Below are 18,744 nucleotides of genomic sequence, written 5' to 3' on the forward strand. Positions count from 1 at the left end.
GGGTTAAGCCGCCGCTTTGATGGCGCCGGGCGGCTCGCCGGCCCAGGCCCGCGCGATCAGGTCGCGAATGGCGTTGCGTTCGAGCGGCCGCGGGTTCCAGTAGGCGTTGGTGACCGCGAGATCGGCAGCCTTGTCGATGCCGCCTTCGGGCATGCCGATGTCGCGCAATGCGACCTTCGCACCCAGCCGCTTCGCGAGCTCGAAAAGTCCTTGCGATGCATCGGCGGCGCCGATTGCGCGTGAGATCCGCGCCATCGCATCGGGCACGGCCGGCGCGTTGTAGGCCAGCGCATGCGGTAGCACGATGGTGTGGGTCTCGGCATGCGGCAGATCGAAGGTGCCGCCGAGCGTGTGGCAGAGCTTGTGATGCAGCGCCATGCCGACGGTGCCGAGGCAAACGCCGCACAGCCAGGCGCCATAGAGCGCTTCGGTGCGAGCCTCGCGGTCGTCGCCCTTGGCGGCGATGGCGGGCAGGGCGCGTGCCAACGCGCGAATGCCTTCTTCCGCCATCAGCGAGGTGATGGGATTAGTGTCGCGCGCGTAAAGCGCCTCGACCGCATGCGCGATCGCGTTGATGCCTGATGTCGCGGCCAGGCTCGCCGGCAGCGTCAGGGTCAGATCGACATCGTAGATCACGGTCTCCGGCAGCACCGCTGCATCGCGTACCGTGGTCTTCAGGCCGTTCTCGGTCTGGCCGACGATCGGCGTCATCTCCGAGCCGGCATAGGTGGTGGGAATACAAAGCTGGTTGACGCCTGTGCGCAAGGCCAGCGCCTTGCCGAGGCCGGTGGTCGAGCCGCCGCCGAGCGAGACGATGCAGTCGGCCTCGCATGCCTTCATCGCCGCGAGCGCCCGCTCCGTGACCTCGACCGGCGTATGCATGGTCGCGCCCGGAAAGTTGCCGGCATAGAGCGGACCGAGTGTTGCGCCTAGGGTTTTGCCTTGCGCCTCCTGTTGCGGCGTCGTCAGCACCAGCGCGCGCTTGCCGCCGAGCCGCTCGACCTCGGCCTTGGCTTCAGCCAGCGTTCCGCTGCCGAACACGACGCGGCTGGGCAGGTTTTCAAAGGTGAACGTACCGATCATGCGCCGGTCTCTTTGATCGGATAATCGACCTGGAAGCGCCCGATCCGCAAGTCGCCCAGCGCCTCGCGTACGCGCAAATGTTCCGGGTGGGTGGCGTAGGCCTGGAGCGAGGCGTGGTCGGTGAATTCGGAGAACAGAACGACGTCGCAGGCATAGTCGACGTCGCTGACATCGAGGCCGACTTCGATATGGGTGAGGCCGTCGATCCGGCCGCGCAGCCCCTCGAACAGGGTTTTGACCTTGACCCGGGCGGCGGAACGCTCCGCTGGCGTCTCCCCGCGCAGCCGCCACATCACGATGTGCCTGATCGGGCCCGACATTTCCCTGTTTCCTCGCCTGCTGTCTTGCTCGTGTTGGGGCCATTTTGACTTGCGGGATGCGGAAATAAAGACCAATAATCGCAAGTCTCTTTTTCTATTTGCGAAAAAATGGACCGCCTGCTCCAACTGGAAGTGTTTGCCAAGACGGCCGAGCTCGGCAGCCTGTCCAAAGCTGCCGAAGCCCTGCGCATGTCGAATGCTGCCGCCAGCCGCCATCTCAGCGCGCTCGAGGAGCGCCTTGCGGTCCGGCTGATCGAGCGCAACACCCGCCGGCTGTGGTTGACGGAGGCGGGACAGGAGCTGCTGGAGCGCTCCAGCCGGGTTTTGAGCGAACTGGCGGAGGCCGAGGACATCGTCAGCGATCGCGCGCTGTCGCCGCAGGGCACGCTGCGGGTCACGAGCTCGCTGTCCTTTGCAGTGATCTATCTGGCGCCGATGCTGCCGGCCTTCCGCGCGCGCTATCCGAAGCTCAACATGCAGATCACCACCGCCAACCGGTACTCCGATTTCATCGAGGCCGGCATCGACGTGGCGATCAGGACGCGCGAGCAGGAGCCGGATTCGAACATCATCGTCCGCCGCATCGGCCAGATGCGGCGTGTGCTCGCCGCGGCGCCCTCATATCTCGCAAGCTGCGGCGAGCCGGAGCAGCCCGCCGATCTCGCGCGACACAACATGCTGGTCTACAATCTCGCCAACGATCCCTATTCACTGCGCCTGCGCAAAGGCAATGGCGCGCAGACTGTCCGCATCACGCCGACGCTCGACAGCAATGACGGCCAGGTCATCCGCGGTGCGGCACTGGCGGGGCTCGGCATTCTGATCCAGCCGCTCTACATCGTGCAAAGCGATATCGCGGCGGGCCGTCTCGTCCCGGTCCTGATGGACTGGGAGCTGCCGCTGTTGACGATGAACATCGCCTACCAGAACCGCGCCGGACTGCCGGCCAAGATCAGGGTCTTTTCCGACTTCCTGGTCACCCACATCCGCGAGCATTCGCAGCCGGGGATCTGGATCGACGCAGCGAAGTGAGCGACATTTCGAATTCAGGCGGCTTTGTAGAAGGCACATCCATTGAAAGCCAGGACATCCGGCACCGCATGGCGGCATGCCAACATCGGTCGCCTGCTCAACAACGCAGTGCGGCGATTCGAAGGTCGTGTGCTCGAACTGATGAGCGAGAAGGGGCATGACGAAACGCGGATCGCGCATGTCGGCCTCACACGCAATCTCGACGTGGAGGGCACCAGACTGACCGAGCTCGCCCGCCGCGCCTCCATGAGCAAGCAGGCGATGGGCGAGCTGGTCGATCAATGCGCCGAGCTCGGCCTGGTCGATCGCATTGCCGATCCGACCGATCGGCGCGCGCGCATTGTCATGTTCACGCCGGCCGGGCGCAAATGGCTCGATGCGTTCCGCGATGCGGTCGACATCGCCGAGCAGGAGATGCGCACCGAGCTCGGCAAGGCCACGATGGACGCGATCCTGAAGGGACTGGCGGTCTATGGCGCGGAGTTCGACACGCTCGACGACGTCATTTAGTCAGGCTACTTGACGAGATCGTCAGGCGACCTTACCATGCAGGATAATGCTGGTAGGGAGAAGCGTCTTGGAAACATGTCTGACGGCCTCGGTGCTCATCGTGGGCGGGGGGCCCTGCGGGCTGATGCTCGCCAACGAGCTCGGCCGGCGCGGCGTGTCCGCGATCCTGGTCGATGAAAAGCCAGGCACGGCATTCAATCCGCAAGCCAATGCGACGCAAGCGCGCTCGATGGAGCACTATCGGCGGCTGGGTTTTGCCGACGAGATCCGACGCGAAGGTCTGCCTGCGGATTATCCGACCGACGTTGCGTATTTCACGCGCTACGCCGGTTACGAGCTGGCCCGGTTTCAGTTGCCGTCATCGTCACGCGCGAGCGAGCTCGTCAAGGGCATGTCGGGCTCCTGGAGCGCGGCCCAGCTGCCGCATCGGGTATCGCAAAAATATGTCGAGGCGGTGCTGCGCCGCCATGCCGAACGAATCCCCGGAGTAAAGCTCAACTATGGCCACCGGCTGATCGGCTATGTCGAAAGCGACGACGGCATCGTCGGCGACGTCGAATGTCTCGATGATGGCAGCCGCTTTCAGGTGCGGGCCGACTTTCTGGTCGGGGCGGACGGGCCGCGCTCGATGGTCCGGCAGTCGCTCGGGATCGTCTACGGCGGCGAAAGCGGAACGCAGCGTGATTTTATGGGCGGCCGCATGCTTGCGGTCTATCTCCGTTCGCCCGGCTTCTACGCGAGCATCCCGCACGCCAAGGCGTGGATGTACAATTGCTTCAACGGCGATCGCCGCGCCTTCATGGCGTCCGTCAACGGTCGCGACGAATTCGCGTTTCACACGCAGCTTCGGCCGGGTGAAGACGAGAGTGCGATCACGATCGAAGAAGCCAAGGTCGCGTTCCAGCGCGCCTGCGGCGCGCTGATCGATTGCGAGGTGCTTTCATTTCTGACCTGGACCGCCGGTCACGCGCTGGTCGTGAATGGGATGCAGCGGGGCAGGGTGTTCCTCGGCGGCGACGCGGCGCATCTGTTCACGCCGACCGGCGGGCTCGGCTACAACACGGCGATCGAGGATGCGGTCAATCTCGGCTGGAAGCTCGCAAGCGTCGTCAAGGGTGTGAGCCCGGCGGGGCTGCTCGACAGCTATGAGGTCGAGCGGCGTCCGGTGGCGCTGCGCAACACCGATTATGCGCGCCGCTTCGCCGACTCGCTTGGTCTGTTCGCTCCCGCCACGGAGATCGAGGACGCCACCGACGCCGGCGGCGAGGCGCGGCGGACGGCGGGCGTCTATCTCGAACAGCACGCCCGCGCCGAATTCAACATTCCCGGCGTCACCTTCGGCGGGCGCTACGACGGCTCGCCGATTATCGTCTCCGATGGCAGCCCGCCGCCGCCCGATGCCGCGAACGTCTACGTTCCGAGCGCCTGTCCCGGCGGCCGCGCACCGCATGCGTGGTTGAACGACGGCGTCTCCTTGTACGACCTGTTCGGTTTCGAGTGGACGCTGCTCCAGTTCGGCGAGGTCGCGTCGGCTCACGCAGTGGTCGCCGAGGCTATCCGGGCGATCAAGGTCGATCTGAAACTCGTTACGCTGCCGAAATCTCTGCGCGATCTCTACGAGGCCGATCTCGCCCTGATACGCCCCGACCAAATCGTGGCCTGGCGCGGTAGCGCATCACAGGCCGGGATGATCGGAGGCGTCCTCGCCCGCGCACTCGGACATAGTGCGAGCGACGGCGCGCGCCTGGCAAGCTGATCGACTCCCGCCATCGCATCCGATCAGCGGCTGCGCGGCCAATAACAACAAAACGTCAATGACACCGGAGGAGGAAACCGTGACGACAAGAGCATTGGAGGACTACGACGATCATGCCGCCACCGCCGCCACCGCCGCCACTGCCGAGCAGACGGCGAGCAGCCGCCGGCGTATCCTGATCGCCGGCACCATCGGCACCGCGATCGAATGGTACGACTTCTTCATCTACGGCCTGATCGCGCCGCTGGTGTTCGATCAGCTGTTCTTTCCGAAGTTCGACCAGCTCACGGCGACCATTGCGGTGTTCGCGACGTTCGCCGTCGGATTTTTGGCGCGTCCGCTCGGCGGACTTGTGTTCGGTCATTTCGGCGACCGCCTCGGCAGAAAGTCCGTCTTGCTGTGTACGCTGCTCATGATGGGACTTGCGACCATGTCGATCGGACTGTTGCCGACCTACGCCAGTGTGGGTGTGGCCGCAACCGTCGCGCTCGTCATGCTGCGCTTCCTCCAGGGTTTTGCGCTCGGCGGCGAGTCGACCGCGGCGATCATCATGGCGATCGAGACGGCGCCCGGCCATCAGCGCGGCTTCTCGGCCGCGGTGATCCAGGCCGCAGGACCCGTCGGCGTCGTGCTCGCCTCGTTTGCAGCACTCACGATCTCGCGGCTGCCGGAGGCCGACCTGCTGTCATGGGGCTGGCGCGTTCCGTTCCTGATCAGCGCGGTGCTGGTCGCGCTCGGCGTCTACATGCGCCTGCGCATCGAGGAGAGCGCGACATTCCGCGAGGCGGAGGTGACCAAGGTCGCGCCCGCGGTCGAAGCACTGAGGGAACATTGGCGGCCGATCCTCATCGTGTTCTTCGCCGAGATGGCGCAGACATCCTATTTCTATCTGACGGCCATCTTCACCATCTCCTTCGCGACCCGTCAGCTCGGGGTCCAGAAGGACGTCATCACGCAGGCCGTGCTGTTCGCCAATCTCGTCGGGCTCGTTGCGATGCCCCTCATCGGCGCATGGTCCGACCGCATCGGACGAAAGCGTCTGTTCCTGGCCGGCGTCGTGCTCGCAGCTATCTCGATGTTTGCATTCTACGGTATGGTCGCGAGCCGTGACACGATGCTGGTAACAGGCGCGGTGATCCTCGCCGCGGGAGTGATCCATCCGCTGATGTTCGGCAGCGAAGGCAGCTATTTCCCGGAACTGTTTCCGACCCGCATTCGCTTCACTGGCGTGTCGATCGGAAAGCAGCTCGGGACGGTGCTCGGCGGCGGCATCGCGCCGCTGGTGGCCACCAGCCTGTTTGCGCAGACGGGCTCCACCTACGCGATATCTGGTTATTACGTCGCGCTCGCGCTTGCCGCGATCATCGCGCTCGGCTTCGCGCGTGAAACCAGCAAATCGCGCCTGCTCGGCTAGGCCGAGCGCCATCACCAATATCAGGGAGGTTTTCATGGACGTCAGTCTTCTCATCAACGGGCAGGATCAGGCCGCTTCCGGCGGCAAGGTGTTCGAGCGGCGCAATCCGCTGTCGCAGGAGGTCGCAAGCCGCGCGGCCGCCGCGACCGCTTCCGATGCCGACGCCGCGGTGGCGGCGGCCTCCGCCGCGCTTGCCGCGTGGTCGGCGCTTGGCCCGAACGCGAGGCGCGCACTGTTGCTGAAGGCCGCCGACGCGCTCGACGCCAAGCGCGATGCCTTCATCAAGATCATGATGGCCGAGATCGGCACGACGGAGGTTTGGTCGGCCTTCAACGTGAGGCTCGCGACCGGCATGCTGCGCGAAGCGGCGTCACTCACCACGCAAATCGCGGGCGAGGTGATCCCGTCGGACAAACCTGGATGTCTCGCGATGTCCGTCCGCCAGCCGGCCGGCGTGTGCCTCGGCATCGCGCCGTGGAATGCGCCGATCATTCTCGGCGTTCGCGCCGTGGCGACGCCGCTTGCCTGCGGCAATACGGTCGTGCTCAAGGCGTCCGAGATCTGCCCGGGAACGCACCGGCTGATCGGCGAGGTCTTCAAGGACGCGGGCTTTCCGCCCGGCGTCGCGAATGTCGTGACCAACGCACCGGCCGATGCGCCCGCTCTGGTCGAACGCCTCATCGCCAATCCTGCCGTGCGGCGGATCAACTTCACCGGCTCGACCCGCGTCGGCCGCGTCATCGCCGAGCTCGCCGGACGTCACCTCAAGCCGGTGCTGCTCGAGCTTGGGGGCAAGGCGCCTCTGGTCGTGCTCGACGATGCCGACCTCGATGCCGCCGTGGCGGCCGTGGCGTTCGGCGCCTTCATCAACCAGGGCCAGGTCTGCATGTCGACCGAGCGGGTGATCGTCGACGAGGCGGTGGCGGCACCCTTCGTCGAGAAGCTCGCGAAGAAGACTGCTGCGCTTCCGGCCGGCGACCCGCGCTCCGGTCCGGTGGTCGTCGGCTCGATGATCGACGAGGCGCCGGCCAGGCATGTCGTTGCGCTGATCGACGACGCGATCGCCAAAGGCGCCGTCAAGCTCGCGGGCGGCGACCGTGCCGGTACGGTCGTTCCGGCAACCGTGCTCGACCGCGTGGTGCCCGGCATGCGCATCTACGCCGAGGAAAGCTTTGGTCCCGTCGTCTCCGTGATCCGCGCGCGCGGCGTGGATGACGCCGTGCGGCTCGCGAACGACACCGAGTACGGGCTCTCGGCGGCGGTGTTCGGCCGCGACGTCGCGCGCGCGCTGACGGTGGCGCAACGCATCGAAAGCGGGATTTGCCACGTCAACGGCCCGACCGTGCATGACGAGGCGCAGATGCCGTTCGGTGGCGTGAAGGGATCGGGCTACGGCCGCTTCGGCGGCCAGGCCGGGATCGCCGAGTTCACCGATCTGCGCTGGATCACCATCGAGACGCAACCGCAGCACTATCCATTCTAGCCGCGCCGCAAGCGAAGCCCACCAGGACGTCCGTTCATGAATTCGAAAGTTCTCACGGTTCGGGAAGCCACCCTCGGTGTGCTTCGCTCCTTTGGCGTCGATCGCATTTTCGGCAATCCCGGCTCGACCGAGCTTGCCTTCCTCGGCGACTGGCCCGATGACATCGACTACGTGCTCGGTTTGCAGGAAGCCTGCGTCGTCGGCATGGCGGATGGCTATGCGCAGGCCACCGGACGACCGGCGTTCGTTAATTTACACTCGGCGGCCGGACTCGGTCATGCGCTCGGCAATCTCTTCACTGCGTTCCGCAACAAGACGCCGATGGTCGTGACAGCCGGGCAGCAGGCGCGCAGCCTGTTGCGAATGCGACCCTATCTCTTCGCCGAGGACGCCGCACAGTTTCCAAAGCCCTATGTGAAATGGAGCGCGGAACCGGCGCGCGCCGAAGATGTTCCAGCGGCGATTGTTCGGGCCTTCCTCTCCGCCATGCAGCATCCGCGCGGTCCGACATTCGTGTCGGTCCCGTCGGATGATTGGGCGCGGCCCGCAGTCGCTCCGCCGGTCCGCCACATCGCGACGGAGTTTGCGCCGGATCCGGCGGCGATCGTTCGGCTCGGCGCGGCGATCGGAGCGGCCACAAGACCTGCTTTCGTGGTCGGCCCCGAGATCGATCGTAACGGCTGTGTCGATGCGATGGTCGCTGTGGCCGAACAGGCGAGGGCGGCCGTTTGGGCAAGCCCGATGTCGAGCCGTTCGAGCTTTCCGGAATTGCATCCGCTGTTCGCCGGCTTCCTTCCGGCAGCACCAGGAGGGCTCGCCCGCGCCCTGCGCGGCGCCGATCTGATCGTCGTGGTCGGCGCGCCGGTGTTCACCTTCCATGTCGAAGGACAATGCGAATTGCTCGACGACGGCTCGCCGGTCTGGCAGATCACCGACGATCCGATTGAAGCCGCCTCCGCGGCCGTCGGCGACACCATCATCAGCACGCTTCCCAAGGCGCTGGCCGCGCTGCTGCCGTTGCTGCCCGACATCGCAGACCGCGAGGCGCCGGCCCCGCGGGCGCGGCCTGCCGCTCCTGCCGCGCAAAATCCGATTCCGCCGGCCTATGCGCTCGCCCGGCTCTCGGCGTTGATGCCCAGCGATGCGATCGTGGTCGAGGAGGCGCCGTCGCATCGTCCCGCCATTCAACAATTCCTGCCGCGGCCGGGCGCGGACAGCTTCTACACCATGGCGAGCGGCGGACTTGGTTACAGCCTGCCGGCCTCCGTCGGCGTGGCGCTGGCGCGGCCCGGCCGCCGCATCGTTGCCCTGATCGGCGACGGATCGGCGATGTATTGCATCCAGGCGATCTGGACCGCGGCGCAACGCCGCTTGCCGATCACGTTCGTGATCATGAACAATTCAGGCTATGGCGCGATGCGTGCCTTCAGCCAGCTCATGCAGGCGCACCGCCCGCCCGGAATCGACTTGCCCGGGCTCGACTTCGTGGCGCTCGCCAGCGGAATGGGTTGCCCGGGGCAGCGCGTGACCGATGCCGGCGATGTCGACCGCCTCTTGACCGAAGCGTTGGCATCGCGCGGTCCCGCGCTGGTCGAGATCGCCGTCGACGCCGCCGCGACGGACCTGTTCAGCCATCCGCGCTAGCTGGCGGTATAGGGACTGGCTCGCGGCGGCAAAACGGCCGATGGAAATCTGCTCCCGAAGGCGCGGGTCTTGGGTTGGACGCGCGATCCGTCGATCACCTCGAGCTGGCCGCAGCGGTTCAAGGTGTGCAGCTTCCTGCCGGGCCAGGCCGGTCCGGGCCTCAGAGAGTGGCGGACGATCTGCTTGAACGTCGTCGGCGACAGGTCGACGATTTCCGCCAGGGCGAGCGCTGCACCGTATCCGTCGGCACAATCCTGGACCGGTCGCCACAATCGTTCATTGATGGTGACGAAATTCCCCGCCGGCCGCGCGCTCGCGCGGTCGATCAGGACCGGGTTGCTGGCATGCGGCAACCAGGGGCCCATGAGGTGCTCGGCGTAATAGATCGCCAGCGAATCCGAATACCCGCCGGTGCCGTCGCGCCAGGCTCCGAACAGATAATTCAAGCCGTTGTGCCGCGTGATCGTGGCATCGGCCAGCTCGAAGCCCGAAAGCAGCGTCGCTTGCCGCTCCCATTTGTCTGGAAACCGAACGCATTTATAGATGGCGACGTCGCCATTGAGCGAGCTCTCCGGGATCATCCACAATGCACCATCGTCCTCGATCAGGAACGGATAGGAGAGATGCCACGGCTCGTCCAGCACGGGTACGACCTCTCCGACCGGGCCCGAATCGTCGAACTCGATCGCGGAAATGATTCCTTTTCCAATCCGGTGATCGAGATCTTCAAAGAAGACGAATGTTCGTCCCTGCCATGTGATGGGGAAAGGATCGGCGTAGAAGTGGTTTCCGGGATCTGCAAGGACGTTCCAGCGAGGCCCGGACAGATCTCCGGTCTGCCAGACGCCTGCGCCCTTGTTGATGCGCCATCCGACATGCCAATGCGGGGCATAGCAGCAGAGGCGATAGATTTCCTTGGCGATCGATATGGCGAGGCCGCGCGCGACATATGCCGCTGGGCTCCGGCCGATGCCCTCGCCGACGGAACGCGCCAGCTGCGGCAGAATTCTTGGCCGTCCCGACAGGATGGCTACCACCATGGTCAGGGTTCGCGCCATGACCGTTTCGAGCGCGCCGCTCAAGCCGGCTGCGATTTCTCCGGAGGGGTGGCCGCGATCGAGGACGGCACCGTCGACCTCGTCGACGATGTCGATCACCGGCAGATCGCCGGCGAGAATGGCGGCAAGGGCTGCGTTTTCGCCTGCGGCTCCATTGAACAGCGGGCGGAGATACTGCCGGGCGGTGCAGGTCGGATCCCGCGCGGCACCGGTGAAATCGACGATCACGTCGGTCGTGCCGGCGCGCGCCTGCATCCGTTCCGGACTGATCTTCAGCCTGTCGGCGCCGCTATATTTTCCCTTGTGCAACACCAAACGTTCGAGCTCGAACAGCACGTCGAGACCTGTCGGCCGCGGCTCTGCCGTTGCCGTCCATGCGATCTGAACCGGTACATCCCGGCCGTCGATCGACAGCGTCTCGCGGCCCATCCACCGCCGCGCATGCTCAATCTCACAGCGAAACTCGATGATCATGTCGAGCCAATCTGTTTCAATGCGTCCCGATCAAATGATCTGGCCGAGAATTCGAACGTATTCCTCCACCATGGCGTCCACTGAATAGCGCAGCTTCAGGCCTTTGGCGTTTTGTCGCAGTTCGTCGCTCAGTTGTTGGTCCGTCAGGAGCTTGGAGACGGCCGCCGACAGCTTGGTATGATCGGAGGCATCGACGAACAGCGCTGTCGGTTTTCCTTCGAACGACAACACCTCGCGCAAGACCGGGAGATCGGTGACGACCGAGGGGACGCCGGCGTTTGCGGCCTCCACAGCGGCCAGACCGAAGGTCTCGGCCTGGGTCGGAAATACGAACACGTCGAGAGCGGCGAGAAATTCCGCCATCTGGCGCGGGGTGATTTCGCCGAGCAGATGCAGCCTGTCCGATACTTTCAACTCATCCGCCAACTGCCTCAGCCGGGCCTCGTCGGCTCCCTGGCCGGCCAGTGCGAGGTGCCAGGATGGTTGATCCGGCAACAGGCGTATCGCCGCATCGAGCCGCTTGTGCGGGTGCAATCTTGCTGCGCAGCCGAGCAGGATGCGATCCGGCGGCAGATTGAATTTCTGTCGCGCAGCCTGCTTCGGCAGGGTGAGGGCCTTGTCGTCGAAGCCGTGCGGGACATGCACCATGCGCGAGCGATAGGCCTTCGGGTATCGCGAATACTCGCGCTGCATGTCCAGCGAGTTGAGCGTGATGCGGTCGAAGAAGCCGAGGCTGCCCATGACGATGTCGGCCGTACGGACCGGCCAGCTCATCGACAGCGCCGATGAAACCTGATTGGCGATAACAGGCGCGCGGCAGACGAGGCGCGCCACGCCGGCGCCGATGACATTGCCGAAGTGCTGAAAGGTCAGAACGGCGTCGGGTCTGGTGGCCCGGATATGGCGGCCGAGCGTCCACAGCATTTGCAGCAGCGCCAGCGGATTTCCGGGCCGGCTCGAGGCGCAATAGATCGTGTCGGGCGGTTCATCGAAAGAATCCGACTTGCGGAAGAAGAACAGATTGGTGACCCGATAGCCGCGGGCGGTCAGCCCCGCGCCAAGCAGCCGCGAGATCTCCTGCGCACCGGCGTTCTCGGCCTGGGTCTGTACGAGAAGCACGTGCGGCTTTCGTTCGCCGCCGTTGGCCGGCGGGAGTGCTGTCGCAGCCGTCTCGCCCAATGCCTTGTTTGGCTGGTAATGGAGCACGTGTCCCGCCCCGCTGATGAAACGAAATGTTCACCTTCTTAACCCCGTACCTACCATGCGGGCATCGCGCGGACACCGACTAGCAATAAACGGAGTTAATGCGCGGCCGGCCGGAAGGGCACCGTTCGCGAGAGAATTCCGCTGGTTCCCGAACAAAGCAAGCGAGCGCGTTAACCAATTGGTCATGGTCGGGTGAGGCGCGGGTAACCGCCGATTAACCATAGATATTTACGTTGGGGTAGGCCACTGAACAGTGTTCGCCAGTTGAATCCGAGTAAAATCCATGACGTTCGGTCGCCGCGCAGACCCGACAAGCTCCGGATCGACCGGTGTCGCCGCGTCGTGGCAGACTCAAAACGCGCCGAACGGCGAGGCTCGTGAAACCGCCGCACGCTTGGGCGGTGCGCTCACGGCCGCGGGTGCGCTCTCCTTCATGCGGGACAACGCTCGCCGCATCCTGACGCTCGCTCTCGCGATTTTTGCTCTTAGCGTCATCGTTCTCTTGGTGATCCCGGTTCGATTTGCAGCGACCGCGCTGGTCGTGGTCGATCCCCGCGAGCAACGCGTGACCACGGAGCAGGACGTTCTGCCCGGCATCGGGCAGGATAGCGCCGCGCTGCAAAGCCTGGTCGAAGTGGCGAAGTCCGACGGCTTTCTGAAGCCGCTGATCGAGCAGCTCAAGATTCGGGATGACGAGGACATTTCCGGGGGACATACCGACCCCGCACGCCTGCTCGAGAGATTCCGCAACCGCCTCGACATTTCCCGTCGCGGGCTGACCTATGTCATCGCCATCCGCTTCACCTCGAACCGGCCGGAGCGGGCGGCTTATTATGCCAATGCCATCGCCGAGGCGTTCGTCGCCAGCCAGGGCCGCAGCCGCACCGATGCGACCGACGAGGCCGCCGACTGGCTCAGTGGCCGGCTCAAATCATTGAACGAACGGTTGAAGACGTCAGAGGACGCCGTTGCCACGTTCAAGCTCGAGCACAGGATCGTCAACGCGGGCAAGGATTCCACCACCCAGCAATTGCGGGTCACCGAACTGTCGCAGCAGGTTGCCGCTGCGCGCGCCCGGACCGAAGAAGCGAAGGCCCGCTACGAGCAGGCGCAGCGCGACGTGAAGGCCAATGTCGAGAGCCCCGTCAAGCAGGATCTCCTGAGCGCTCTGCGCGCACAGCGGTCGGCACTCAATGACCAGATTGCGCAGAAGCGGGCTGTGTTCGGCGATCGCCATCCCGACCTCGTCATGTCGTACAGCCAGTTGACCGATCTCAACAGGCAGATCGAGGTCGAGCGGACGAAGGGCATCGACACCGCAAAATCGGAATACGAGGCCCAGCGCGAGCAGCAGAAGGCGCTGGAAGGCCAGATGAAGGCGGCGGAATCGCAGCTTCTGGTCGACGGTCAGGCGCTGGTCCGGCTCCAGGAGCTGCAGCGCGACGCCGAGGCCAACAGAAACATCTACGAGCAGTTCCTCTCGCGCTCCAAGACGACGAACGAGCAGCGCCTGTTGCAGAGCTCTCAGACCAAGATTGCGTCGTCGGCCATTCCGCCGCTGCGCTCGACCCTTCCACCGCTGTCCTTGCTGCTCGCCGCTCTTGCGATCGGTTCGCTGCTGACATCGACGGCGGTCGTTGCCGCCACGGGACGCGGATCGGACAGTTCCGCTCCTGACATCCGCGACCCCGAACCGGCTCCGCGCCAGCCCGCGACGTGGTCACGTCCGCCCGTCTGGGCCCGCATTCCCGACCTGAGGCCTGGCGAAATCCCCAGAAACATCTGGCAGGGTCCGGTATCCGCGACGACCGAACTCGATCTCGGTCCCCATCTGCGTCCGCTGCTGGAGCGGCTGGAGAAGGTGCCGGGACCTCGTGGCAAGGTCGTCCTCGTGATGTCGGTCGGGAAGCGGGCCGGCGGCAACACCGTCGCGCGGTCTTTGAACCGATGGGCGCTGAACACGGGGAAGCTGAGCGTCCTGATCAGGGTCGAGCCGGACCTCGGCGGTGTCGGCGCTGGCCTCGCCAAGGGCCAGGCTGACGGCATGACCATCGCGGACTCTCGCAGCGTCGAAGAGCTCTTGAGCGCCAGCAAGAGGCCCGAGCCGCCGCCCGCGGACGATATTCGTTCGGAGTTCGATCTGATCGTCGTCCACGCCACCTCCCTGGCCTTGCAGCCGGAGGCCGCGGCGCTGGCTGCTCACGCCGATCTTGTCATCCTGGTCGCTCGCGAAGACGCGGTCGATTCGGCCGCAATGCGCAGGGCGATTGCTGCGCTCTCCCGGTTTGTCGGTGTGCCGACCGGCATCGTCGTCAATCGTGTGCCGGCCGACCCGTCGGCGCCTCGTCGCAGCGAAGTGCTCGGACTGGCTGGCTGACGCCACGCGGTAATGGATTGCCGAGCCGTGCAATTGCCCTGATTGAGCAGCCGTCTATTCGCCGGAGTCCGCGCCGCGGACTGCGTAGGCGCCGCGCTTCGATGCCGAGAAGCGCAAAAGCCCCAGGATTGACGGATCGACCCCGGTTCGCCGGCGACAGAGGATGTTGAGGGCGATGGTCGCGAGCGCCAGCGACACAGTGGCCGAGATCGCGGCGCCAAGCACGCCGAGCCAGGGAATGAGGACGAGAAATCCGACGAGCCGCAGCGCCACGTTCGCGGCAACGACAGGGACATACTCACGCTCGTAGCCGGTCAGCTGCAATATCGCCGCAGATGGACCGCCCGCCGCCTGGAAGGCCGTTCCGATCGCGAGCACGATCAGGACCCAGTGCTGCGCGGCGAAATGCGGCCCGAACAGGTTGAGAAGATGGGGACCGCCAATCCAGATCAGGAGAAGTCCGCTGACCACGCACAACGCGGTCACTTCCGCCATGAGCCGCAGCGTTCGCTCGAATTCCTGGTGGTTCTTGCTGAAGTACAGCGAGGGCAGCCGCCGCGCGCCAAAACTGTACAGTGCAGCCGACAGCATGGCGAAGATGTTGGCCAGGCGCGAAGCGGCAAAATAAATTCCGGCGGTTGCCGGATCCAGCATCCAGTAGACCAGAATGACGTCGAAATACTGGTTCGCGGCTTCGAGGATGGATGCGACCCAGAAATGAAGCGCGCTCGATCTCCAGCGCGACGTCTCGGAACGTACCGCCGTGCCGCGGAAATCCGGCAGAGCTCGCGCAATCGCGATGGTCTGTGCGACCAGCCCGACCGACATGGCAATCGTCATCACGGCGATCAATTCGGCGGGATCGAGCTGCCGGTGGCCGGACATGATTGCGAGCAGAAACAGCACGACGCTGACGCGCCAGAAGAATTCCCTGTTTCCTTCTCCCATGAGAATGCTGACCAGCGAGCGTGCGATCTGGCTGCCAAGCATCAGCCCTGCATTCACGGCGGTGTAGGCCGACACCGCGAGAACCAGCAGCCATGAGTTGCCTCTGATGTCAGCGCCGATCGCGATTGCGCCGATCGCAATCAGCATCGCGATGGAGGAAATCTTGAGGCTCGATAGCAGCACGCCTTTCGTGAGATCGGGCTGATTTCCCACCCGATACTCGTTCAGAAATCGCACCAGCAGCGATTCCTGGCCGACCAGCCCCACGACCGCTGCCATCTGGGCCACCGAAAGCCAGGTCGCAAAGATGCCGAACCCATCGGGCGACATCGTTCGTGCCGCGAGTGAGAACAACGCAAACGCAAGCGCGCCGCTACCAACCTTGAGGAGGATGGTTCCGGCAACACCGCGCGTCACGTCGCGCCGCATGAACTGGACGATGGATTTGATCATGGAGATTTAAGGGGCAACTCCCCCTGAAGAGACATTTTTCGATACCGGCGACAGCCTAGCATGCCGAAAAACCGCGAGTGTTAATGGGCGGCCTCCAGGATCTTGCCGACCGCGACGACGTCGCAGCCATGCCTGTTGCTTCACTATGGAACATCGCTGACCCCATTTGTCCCAGATAGAGCAAAGTGCAGCCCGATCGCGTGGCGGCATAGCGCCGCATCGACGGCCAATGAAGGCGAGATGAGCCGCTTGAATGCGGACTGTCTCGCCGGGAATGGCCGCCGAGTCACCCGAGACCGGAGTTTGCCGGGGCATCCTTAGCAAGGTGCGTGCCGGATATCGTCAAGCCGGGCAGGTCTCCGCTGCATTAACCGAGATATCGAGAAATGATCGCGTTTGGTCCTGCGATGCGACATCAGGCGAGAGAATTGCACGTGCAACCATCGTTGACCGTGGGAGCCTGGACCATGACGGCGGATAGAAGCGTGACCGAGCCGATTGCCGCAGCCGGCACTTCGACGATCGTTGCGGATATCGCCATCGTCGGCGGTGGTCTTGCGGGCTCGCTCGCGGCGGCCGTGCTCGCGCGGGCAGGGCACCGCGTCGCCTTGATCGACAAGCGCGCGATCTATCCCGACGAGTTTCGGGTCGAGAAAATAGGCGGCCATCAGTTGGAGATGTTCCGCAAGCTTGGCTTCCTCAACGCGCTCGACAACGTGGCCTGCCGATATGATCAGGTGCTCAATATCAGGGAAGGCAAGGTGGTCGATGTCAGCCTCGGCCGGGCTTACGGGCTTCCCTATGCCGATCTCGTCGCCATGGCGCGCGGTCAGCTGCCTGATCCGTCCAGCCTGATCGTCGACGAGGTCACGGCAGTCAACTGCAGCGACGATGTCCAGCATATCGAGCTCGCTTCCGGACGGCGCGTAACTGCACGCCTCGTTGTTTTGGCCACGGGCATGGCGGGCGTTCTCGGCTACAAGCTCGGCATCAAGCGGCGCGTGGTGGCCGAGCGCCATTCGGTTTCGTTCGGCTTCACGATCGCCCGCCGGGACGGCGCGCCGTTCGATTTCGAGGCGCTGACCTGCTACGGCCAGCGTACGGCGGACGGCATTGATTATCTCAGCCTGTTTCCCGTGCGTGCCGGCATGCGCGCAAATCTCTTCATGTTCCGCGACTCGACCGATCCGATCATGCGCGAGCTGCGCCGCGAACCGGAAGCGACGGTTCTGCGCCTGCTGCCGGGATTGCGGCCCTATCTCGGCGATTTCCGCGTGACCGACCGGGTGCAGAATTGGGTGATGGACCTGTCCGTCGTGGAAGGACATCTCCAGCCCGGCGTCGTGCTCATCGGCGATGCGTTCCAGACCAATTGCCCCGCCGCCGGCACGGGCGTCGCCCGCCTGCTGGTCGACGTCGAGCGCCTTTGCACCGAATATGCGCCGCGTTGGCTCATGACCGAGGGCATGAGCAAGGAGAAGATTTCGGAATTCTATTCCGATCCCGACAAGGTCGCGGCGGACCAGCAGTCGCTGAAGATGGCGCGCTTCCGGCAGGCCCTGACGTCCCGCAACGATATCGGCTGGGACGTGCGGCGGCGGCTGCACTTCCTGCGCCGCAGTATCACCCACCGGGTCGATCAAATGCGGCCGGGCTGGCTCGCGCATGTTCGAAGCGCGCTACGCGCCTGAGAGCCGCATTCCGTCGGCATCTCGCGCCGGTCAGCGCGTGGGCGTCGAGGTGCGGGTCGGCAGGAGCCTGAACTCCGACATTCGCTTGGCGGCCAATTTGAGCCAGGGCGCCTGTTTCAGTGCGAACAAGGAAATGGCGCCCGTGCTGCTGCCGGCCTGTGTGACCGCCCACATTGGCGACGGCTGCGCGCCGAACAGCTTCTTGTAGGGCTCGTCGCCGATGGTGAAATCGAGCATCTGATCTCCGCGCTCGATGCAATCTCTCGCGACCTGCTCGAACATCAGCGCGCCGAGGGACTGGCTCTTGTATCCGGCAATGTCGAAGGCGCTCATGATGACGAGGAAGCTGCCTTGATGGCAGAGTCCGAGCACGGCGGCGATGACGTCGCCGTCCATCTTCATGGCATAGAGCCGGACAAAGGAGCCGAGACCGCGGAGCGCCACGTCGGAATAGAAGCCGTAATATTCGGGACGCTGGAGCAGATCTCCGTCGCCTTGTGCCTGAAAGCGCGGACCGCGAAATTTCCTCATCACGTCCAGCGCGTCGAGGACGGAGGCGCTGTCGCTGCAGCATGAGAAACTCAAGCCGCCCTTCTTCTGGAGCTGCCGGTATTTCTTTGCGAGCTCCTTCTGATAGGAGCGGTCCATCGCACGGGCGCGCCATTGCTCGAACGGCGCGACCAGAACGGTCGCGTAGGCATTGGTGTCCATCGCTACGCGGCGGGGCGTAGCCAGGAGGTTCTCGATCGGAAGCCGCCCGTCGGGCAGCTTGGTCATTCGGAGCAGATCGAACGGGCGGACGAGGCACTGAATCTCTGCGCACGCACTCTCGTCCTTGAGCAGCTCGGAAAATAACTGTGGGCTGCACACCGGCGCCAGATAGTCGGAGACGCGGAGGTCGGCGAATTCGATGGTCCGTATCGGACCGCGCCGGACCCGTAGCAAGGGCAGCACCATCGCAAGGGTGCCTGTCGTGCGATGGCGGACCACGACAACCAGAGGAGTTGCCCCTGCATGCGACGCGAGCCCGGTGTAGAGGCTATCAAGCCAGAGCGGATGCTGGAACGCGGTGGCGGCCGAGTCGTCAAACAGCACAGCGTAGTCCGGTGACAGGAAGTCGAACCCCTGCTCGATGGCGATGTCGAACGTGTTGCTGGGTCTGTTCATGCGCAACCTGGGAAACCAGATAAGCCGGGAAGGTCGATCGAGCCGGATCTTTCGCTTTATAGCAGGGTCGTTACGGGCGAGACACCGGCGGCGTGTGATTTGCATTAATGCATCGAACCGGGCTCGCA

Annotated in this window: 14 protein-coding genes; 8 read left to right on the plus strand and 6 right to left on the minus strand. The window is 64.6% G+C overall.

Annotated features, from left to right (window positions below; translation table 11 throughout):
• Positions 1-3: 3 nt before the first annotated feature.
• The gene (locus tag QCM77_RS14890; protein ID WP_279684064.1) at positions 4-1,083 is read right to left on the minus strand and encodes a maleylacetate reductase; all 1,080 of its coding nucleotides are present in this window, start codon (positions 1,081-1,083) and stop codon (positions 4-6) included.
• Positions 1,080-1,403, minus strand: a complete 324-nt coding sequence (locus tag QCM77_RS14895; RefSeq protein WP_106942282.1) for a Dabb family protein — start codon at positions 1,401-1,403, stop codon at positions 1,080-1,082. Before QCM77_RS14895 ends, QCM77_RS14890 begins: the two co-directional genes overlap by 4 nt.
• Positions 1,404-1,511: 108 nt before the next feature.
• Between QCM77_RS14895 and QCM77_RS14900 the strand changes: the two genes are divergently transcribed.
• From QCM77_RS14900 to mdlC, 6 genes are all read left to right on the plus strand, one after another.
• On the plus strand, positions 1,512-2,435 hold the full coding sequence (locus tag QCM77_RS14900; RefSeq protein ID WP_279659824.1) for a LysR family transcriptional regulator: 924 nt from the start codon (positions 1,512-1,514) through the stop codon (positions 2,433-2,435).
• 42 nt (positions 2,436-2,477) lie between these two features.
• Positions 2,478-2,945, plus strand: coding sequence for a MarR family winged helix-turn-helix transcriptional regulator (locus QCM77_RS14905; protein WP_279684065.1), 468 nt, complete (start codon positions 2,478-2,480; stop codon positions 2,943-2,945).
• Positions 2,946-2,991: 46 nt separating this feature from the next.
• Positions 2,992-4,701 carry an FAD-dependent oxidoreductase gene (locus QCM77_RS14910; protein ID WP_279684066.1) on the plus strand — a complete coding sequence of 570 codons (1,710 nt, stop codon included), beginning with the start codon at positions 2,992-2,994 and terminating at the stop codon, positions 4,699-4,701.
• Positions 4,702-4,780: 79 nt separating this feature from the next.
• Positions 4,781-6,115, plus strand: a complete 1,335-nt coding sequence (locus QCM77_RS14915) for an MFS transporter (RefSeq protein WP_279659821.1) — start codon at positions 4,781-4,783, stop codon at positions 6,113-6,115.
• 34 nt (positions 6,116-6,149) lie between these two features.
• Entirely contained in the window at positions 6,150-7,598 is a 1,449-nt protein-coding gene (locus tag QCM77_RS14920; RefSeq protein WP_279684067.1) for an aldehyde dehydrogenase, read from the plus strand.
• A 36-nt stretch (positions 7,599-7,634) separates the two neighbouring features.
• Positions 7,635-9,242, plus strand: coding sequence for a benzoylformate decarboxylase (gene mdlC, locus QCM77_RS14925; RefSeq protein WP_279684068.1), 1,608 nt, complete (start codon positions 7,635-7,637; stop codon positions 9,240-9,242).
• On the opposite strand, the gene QCM77_RS14930 is transcribed toward mdlC, so the two are convergent.
• Both QCM77_RS14930 and QCM77_RS14935 read right to left on the minus strand, forming a co-directional pair.
• Positions 9,239-10,774, minus strand: a complete 1,536-nt coding sequence (locus QCM77_RS14930) for a glucosamine inositolphosphorylceramide transferase family protein (RefSeq protein WP_279684069.1) — start codon at positions 10,772-10,774, stop codon at positions 9,239-9,241. The genes mdlC and QCM77_RS14930 overlap by 4 nt on opposite strands.
• Positions 10,775-10,804: 30 nt before the next feature.
• Entirely contained in the window at positions 10,805-11,980 is a 1,176-nt protein-coding gene (locus QCM77_RS14935) for a glycosyltransferase family 4 protein (RefSeq protein ID WP_279684070.1), read from the minus strand.
• A gap of 283 nt (positions 11,981-12,263) precedes the next feature.
• On the opposite strand from QCM77_RS14935, the gene QCM77_RS14940 reads away from it, so the two are divergent.
• Entirely contained in the window at positions 12,264-14,357 is a 2,094-nt protein-coding gene (locus QCM77_RS14940) for a GumC family protein (RefSeq protein WP_279684071.1), read from the plus strand.
• A gap of 54 nt (positions 14,358-14,411) precedes the next feature.
• Here the strand turns inward: QCM77_RS14940 and QCM77_RS14945 are convergent, their stop codons facing one another.
• Positions 14,412-15,758, minus strand: a complete 1,347-nt coding sequence (locus tag QCM77_RS14945; RefSeq protein WP_279684072.1) for a lipopolysaccharide biosynthesis protein — start codon at positions 15,756-15,758, stop codon at positions 14,412-14,414.
• Positions 15,759-16,225: 467 nt separating this feature from the next.
• Here QCM77_RS14945 and QCM77_RS14950 point away from each other — a divergent pair, with 467 nt between their 5' ends.
• Positions 16,226-17,449: an FAD-dependent oxidoreductase gene (locus tag QCM77_RS14950; RefSeq protein WP_279684073.1), complete on the plus strand. Its 1,224-nt coding sequence runs from the start codon at positions 16,226-16,228 to the stop codon at positions 17,447-17,449.
• A gap of 30 nt (positions 17,450-17,479) precedes the next feature.
• Here the strand turns inward: QCM77_RS14950 and QCM77_RS14955 are convergent, their stop codons facing one another.
• A complete protein-coding gene (locus QCM77_RS14955) occupies positions 17,480-18,616 on the minus strand; it encodes a GNAT family N-acetyltransferase (RefSeq protein ID WP_279684074.1) in 1,137 nt (378 codons plus the stop codon).
• Between the last annotated feature and the right edge of the window lie 128 nt (positions 18,617-18,744).

The sequence above is a fragment of the Bradyrhizobium nivariense genome (assembly GCF_029846695.2).
Lineage (GTDB): Bacteria > Pseudomonadota > Alphaproteobacteria > Rhizobiales > Xanthobacteraceae > Bradyrhizobium.

Bases quoted from the DNA above. Each gene is read 5' to 3' on its own strand.
- QCM77_RS14920 (WP_279684067.1), top strand. From the start codon at position 6,150: ATGGACGTCAGTCTTCTCATCAACGGGCAGGATCAGGCCGCTTCCGGC.
- QCM77_RS14940 (WP_279684071.1), top strand. From the start codon at position 12,264: ATGACGTTCGGTCGCCGCGCAGACCCGACAAGCTCCGGATCGACCGGT.
- QCM77_RS14945 (WP_279684072.1), bottom strand. From the start codon at position 15,758: ATGATCAAATCCATCGTCCAGTTCATGCGGCGCGACGTGACGCGCGGT.
- QCM77_RS14955 (WP_279684074.1), bottom strand. From the start codon at position 18,616: ATGAACAGACCCAGCAACACGTTCGACATCGCCATCGAGCAGGGGTTC.
- QCM77_RS14895 (WP_106942282.1), bottom strand. From the start codon at position 1,403: ATGTCGGGCCCGATCAGGCACATCGTGATGTGGCGGCTGCGCGGGGAG.
- QCM77_RS14890 (WP_279684064.1), bottom strand. From the start codon at position 1,083: ATGATCGGTACGTTCACCTTTGAAAACCTGCCCAGCCGCGTCGTGTTC.
- QCM77_RS14950 (WP_279684073.1), top strand. From the start codon at position 16,226: ATGACGGCGGATAGAAGCGTGACCGAGCCGATTGCCGCAGCCGGCACT.
- QCM77_RS14900 (WP_279659824.1), top strand. From the start codon at position 1,512: ATGGACCGCCTGCTCCAACTGGAAGTGTTTGCCAAGACGGCCGAGCTC.
- mdlC (WP_279684068.1), top strand. From the start codon at position 7,635: ATGAATTCGAAAGTTCTCACGGTTCGGGAAGCCACCCTCGGTGTGCTT.
- QCM77_RS14910 (WP_279684066.1), top strand. From the start codon at position 2,992: ATGCTGGTAGGGAGAAGCGTCTTGGAAACATGTCTGACGGCCTCGGTG.
- QCM77_RS14930 (WP_279684069.1), bottom strand. From the start codon at position 10,774: ATGATCATCGAGTTTCGCTGTGAGATTGAGCATGCGCGGCGGTGGATG.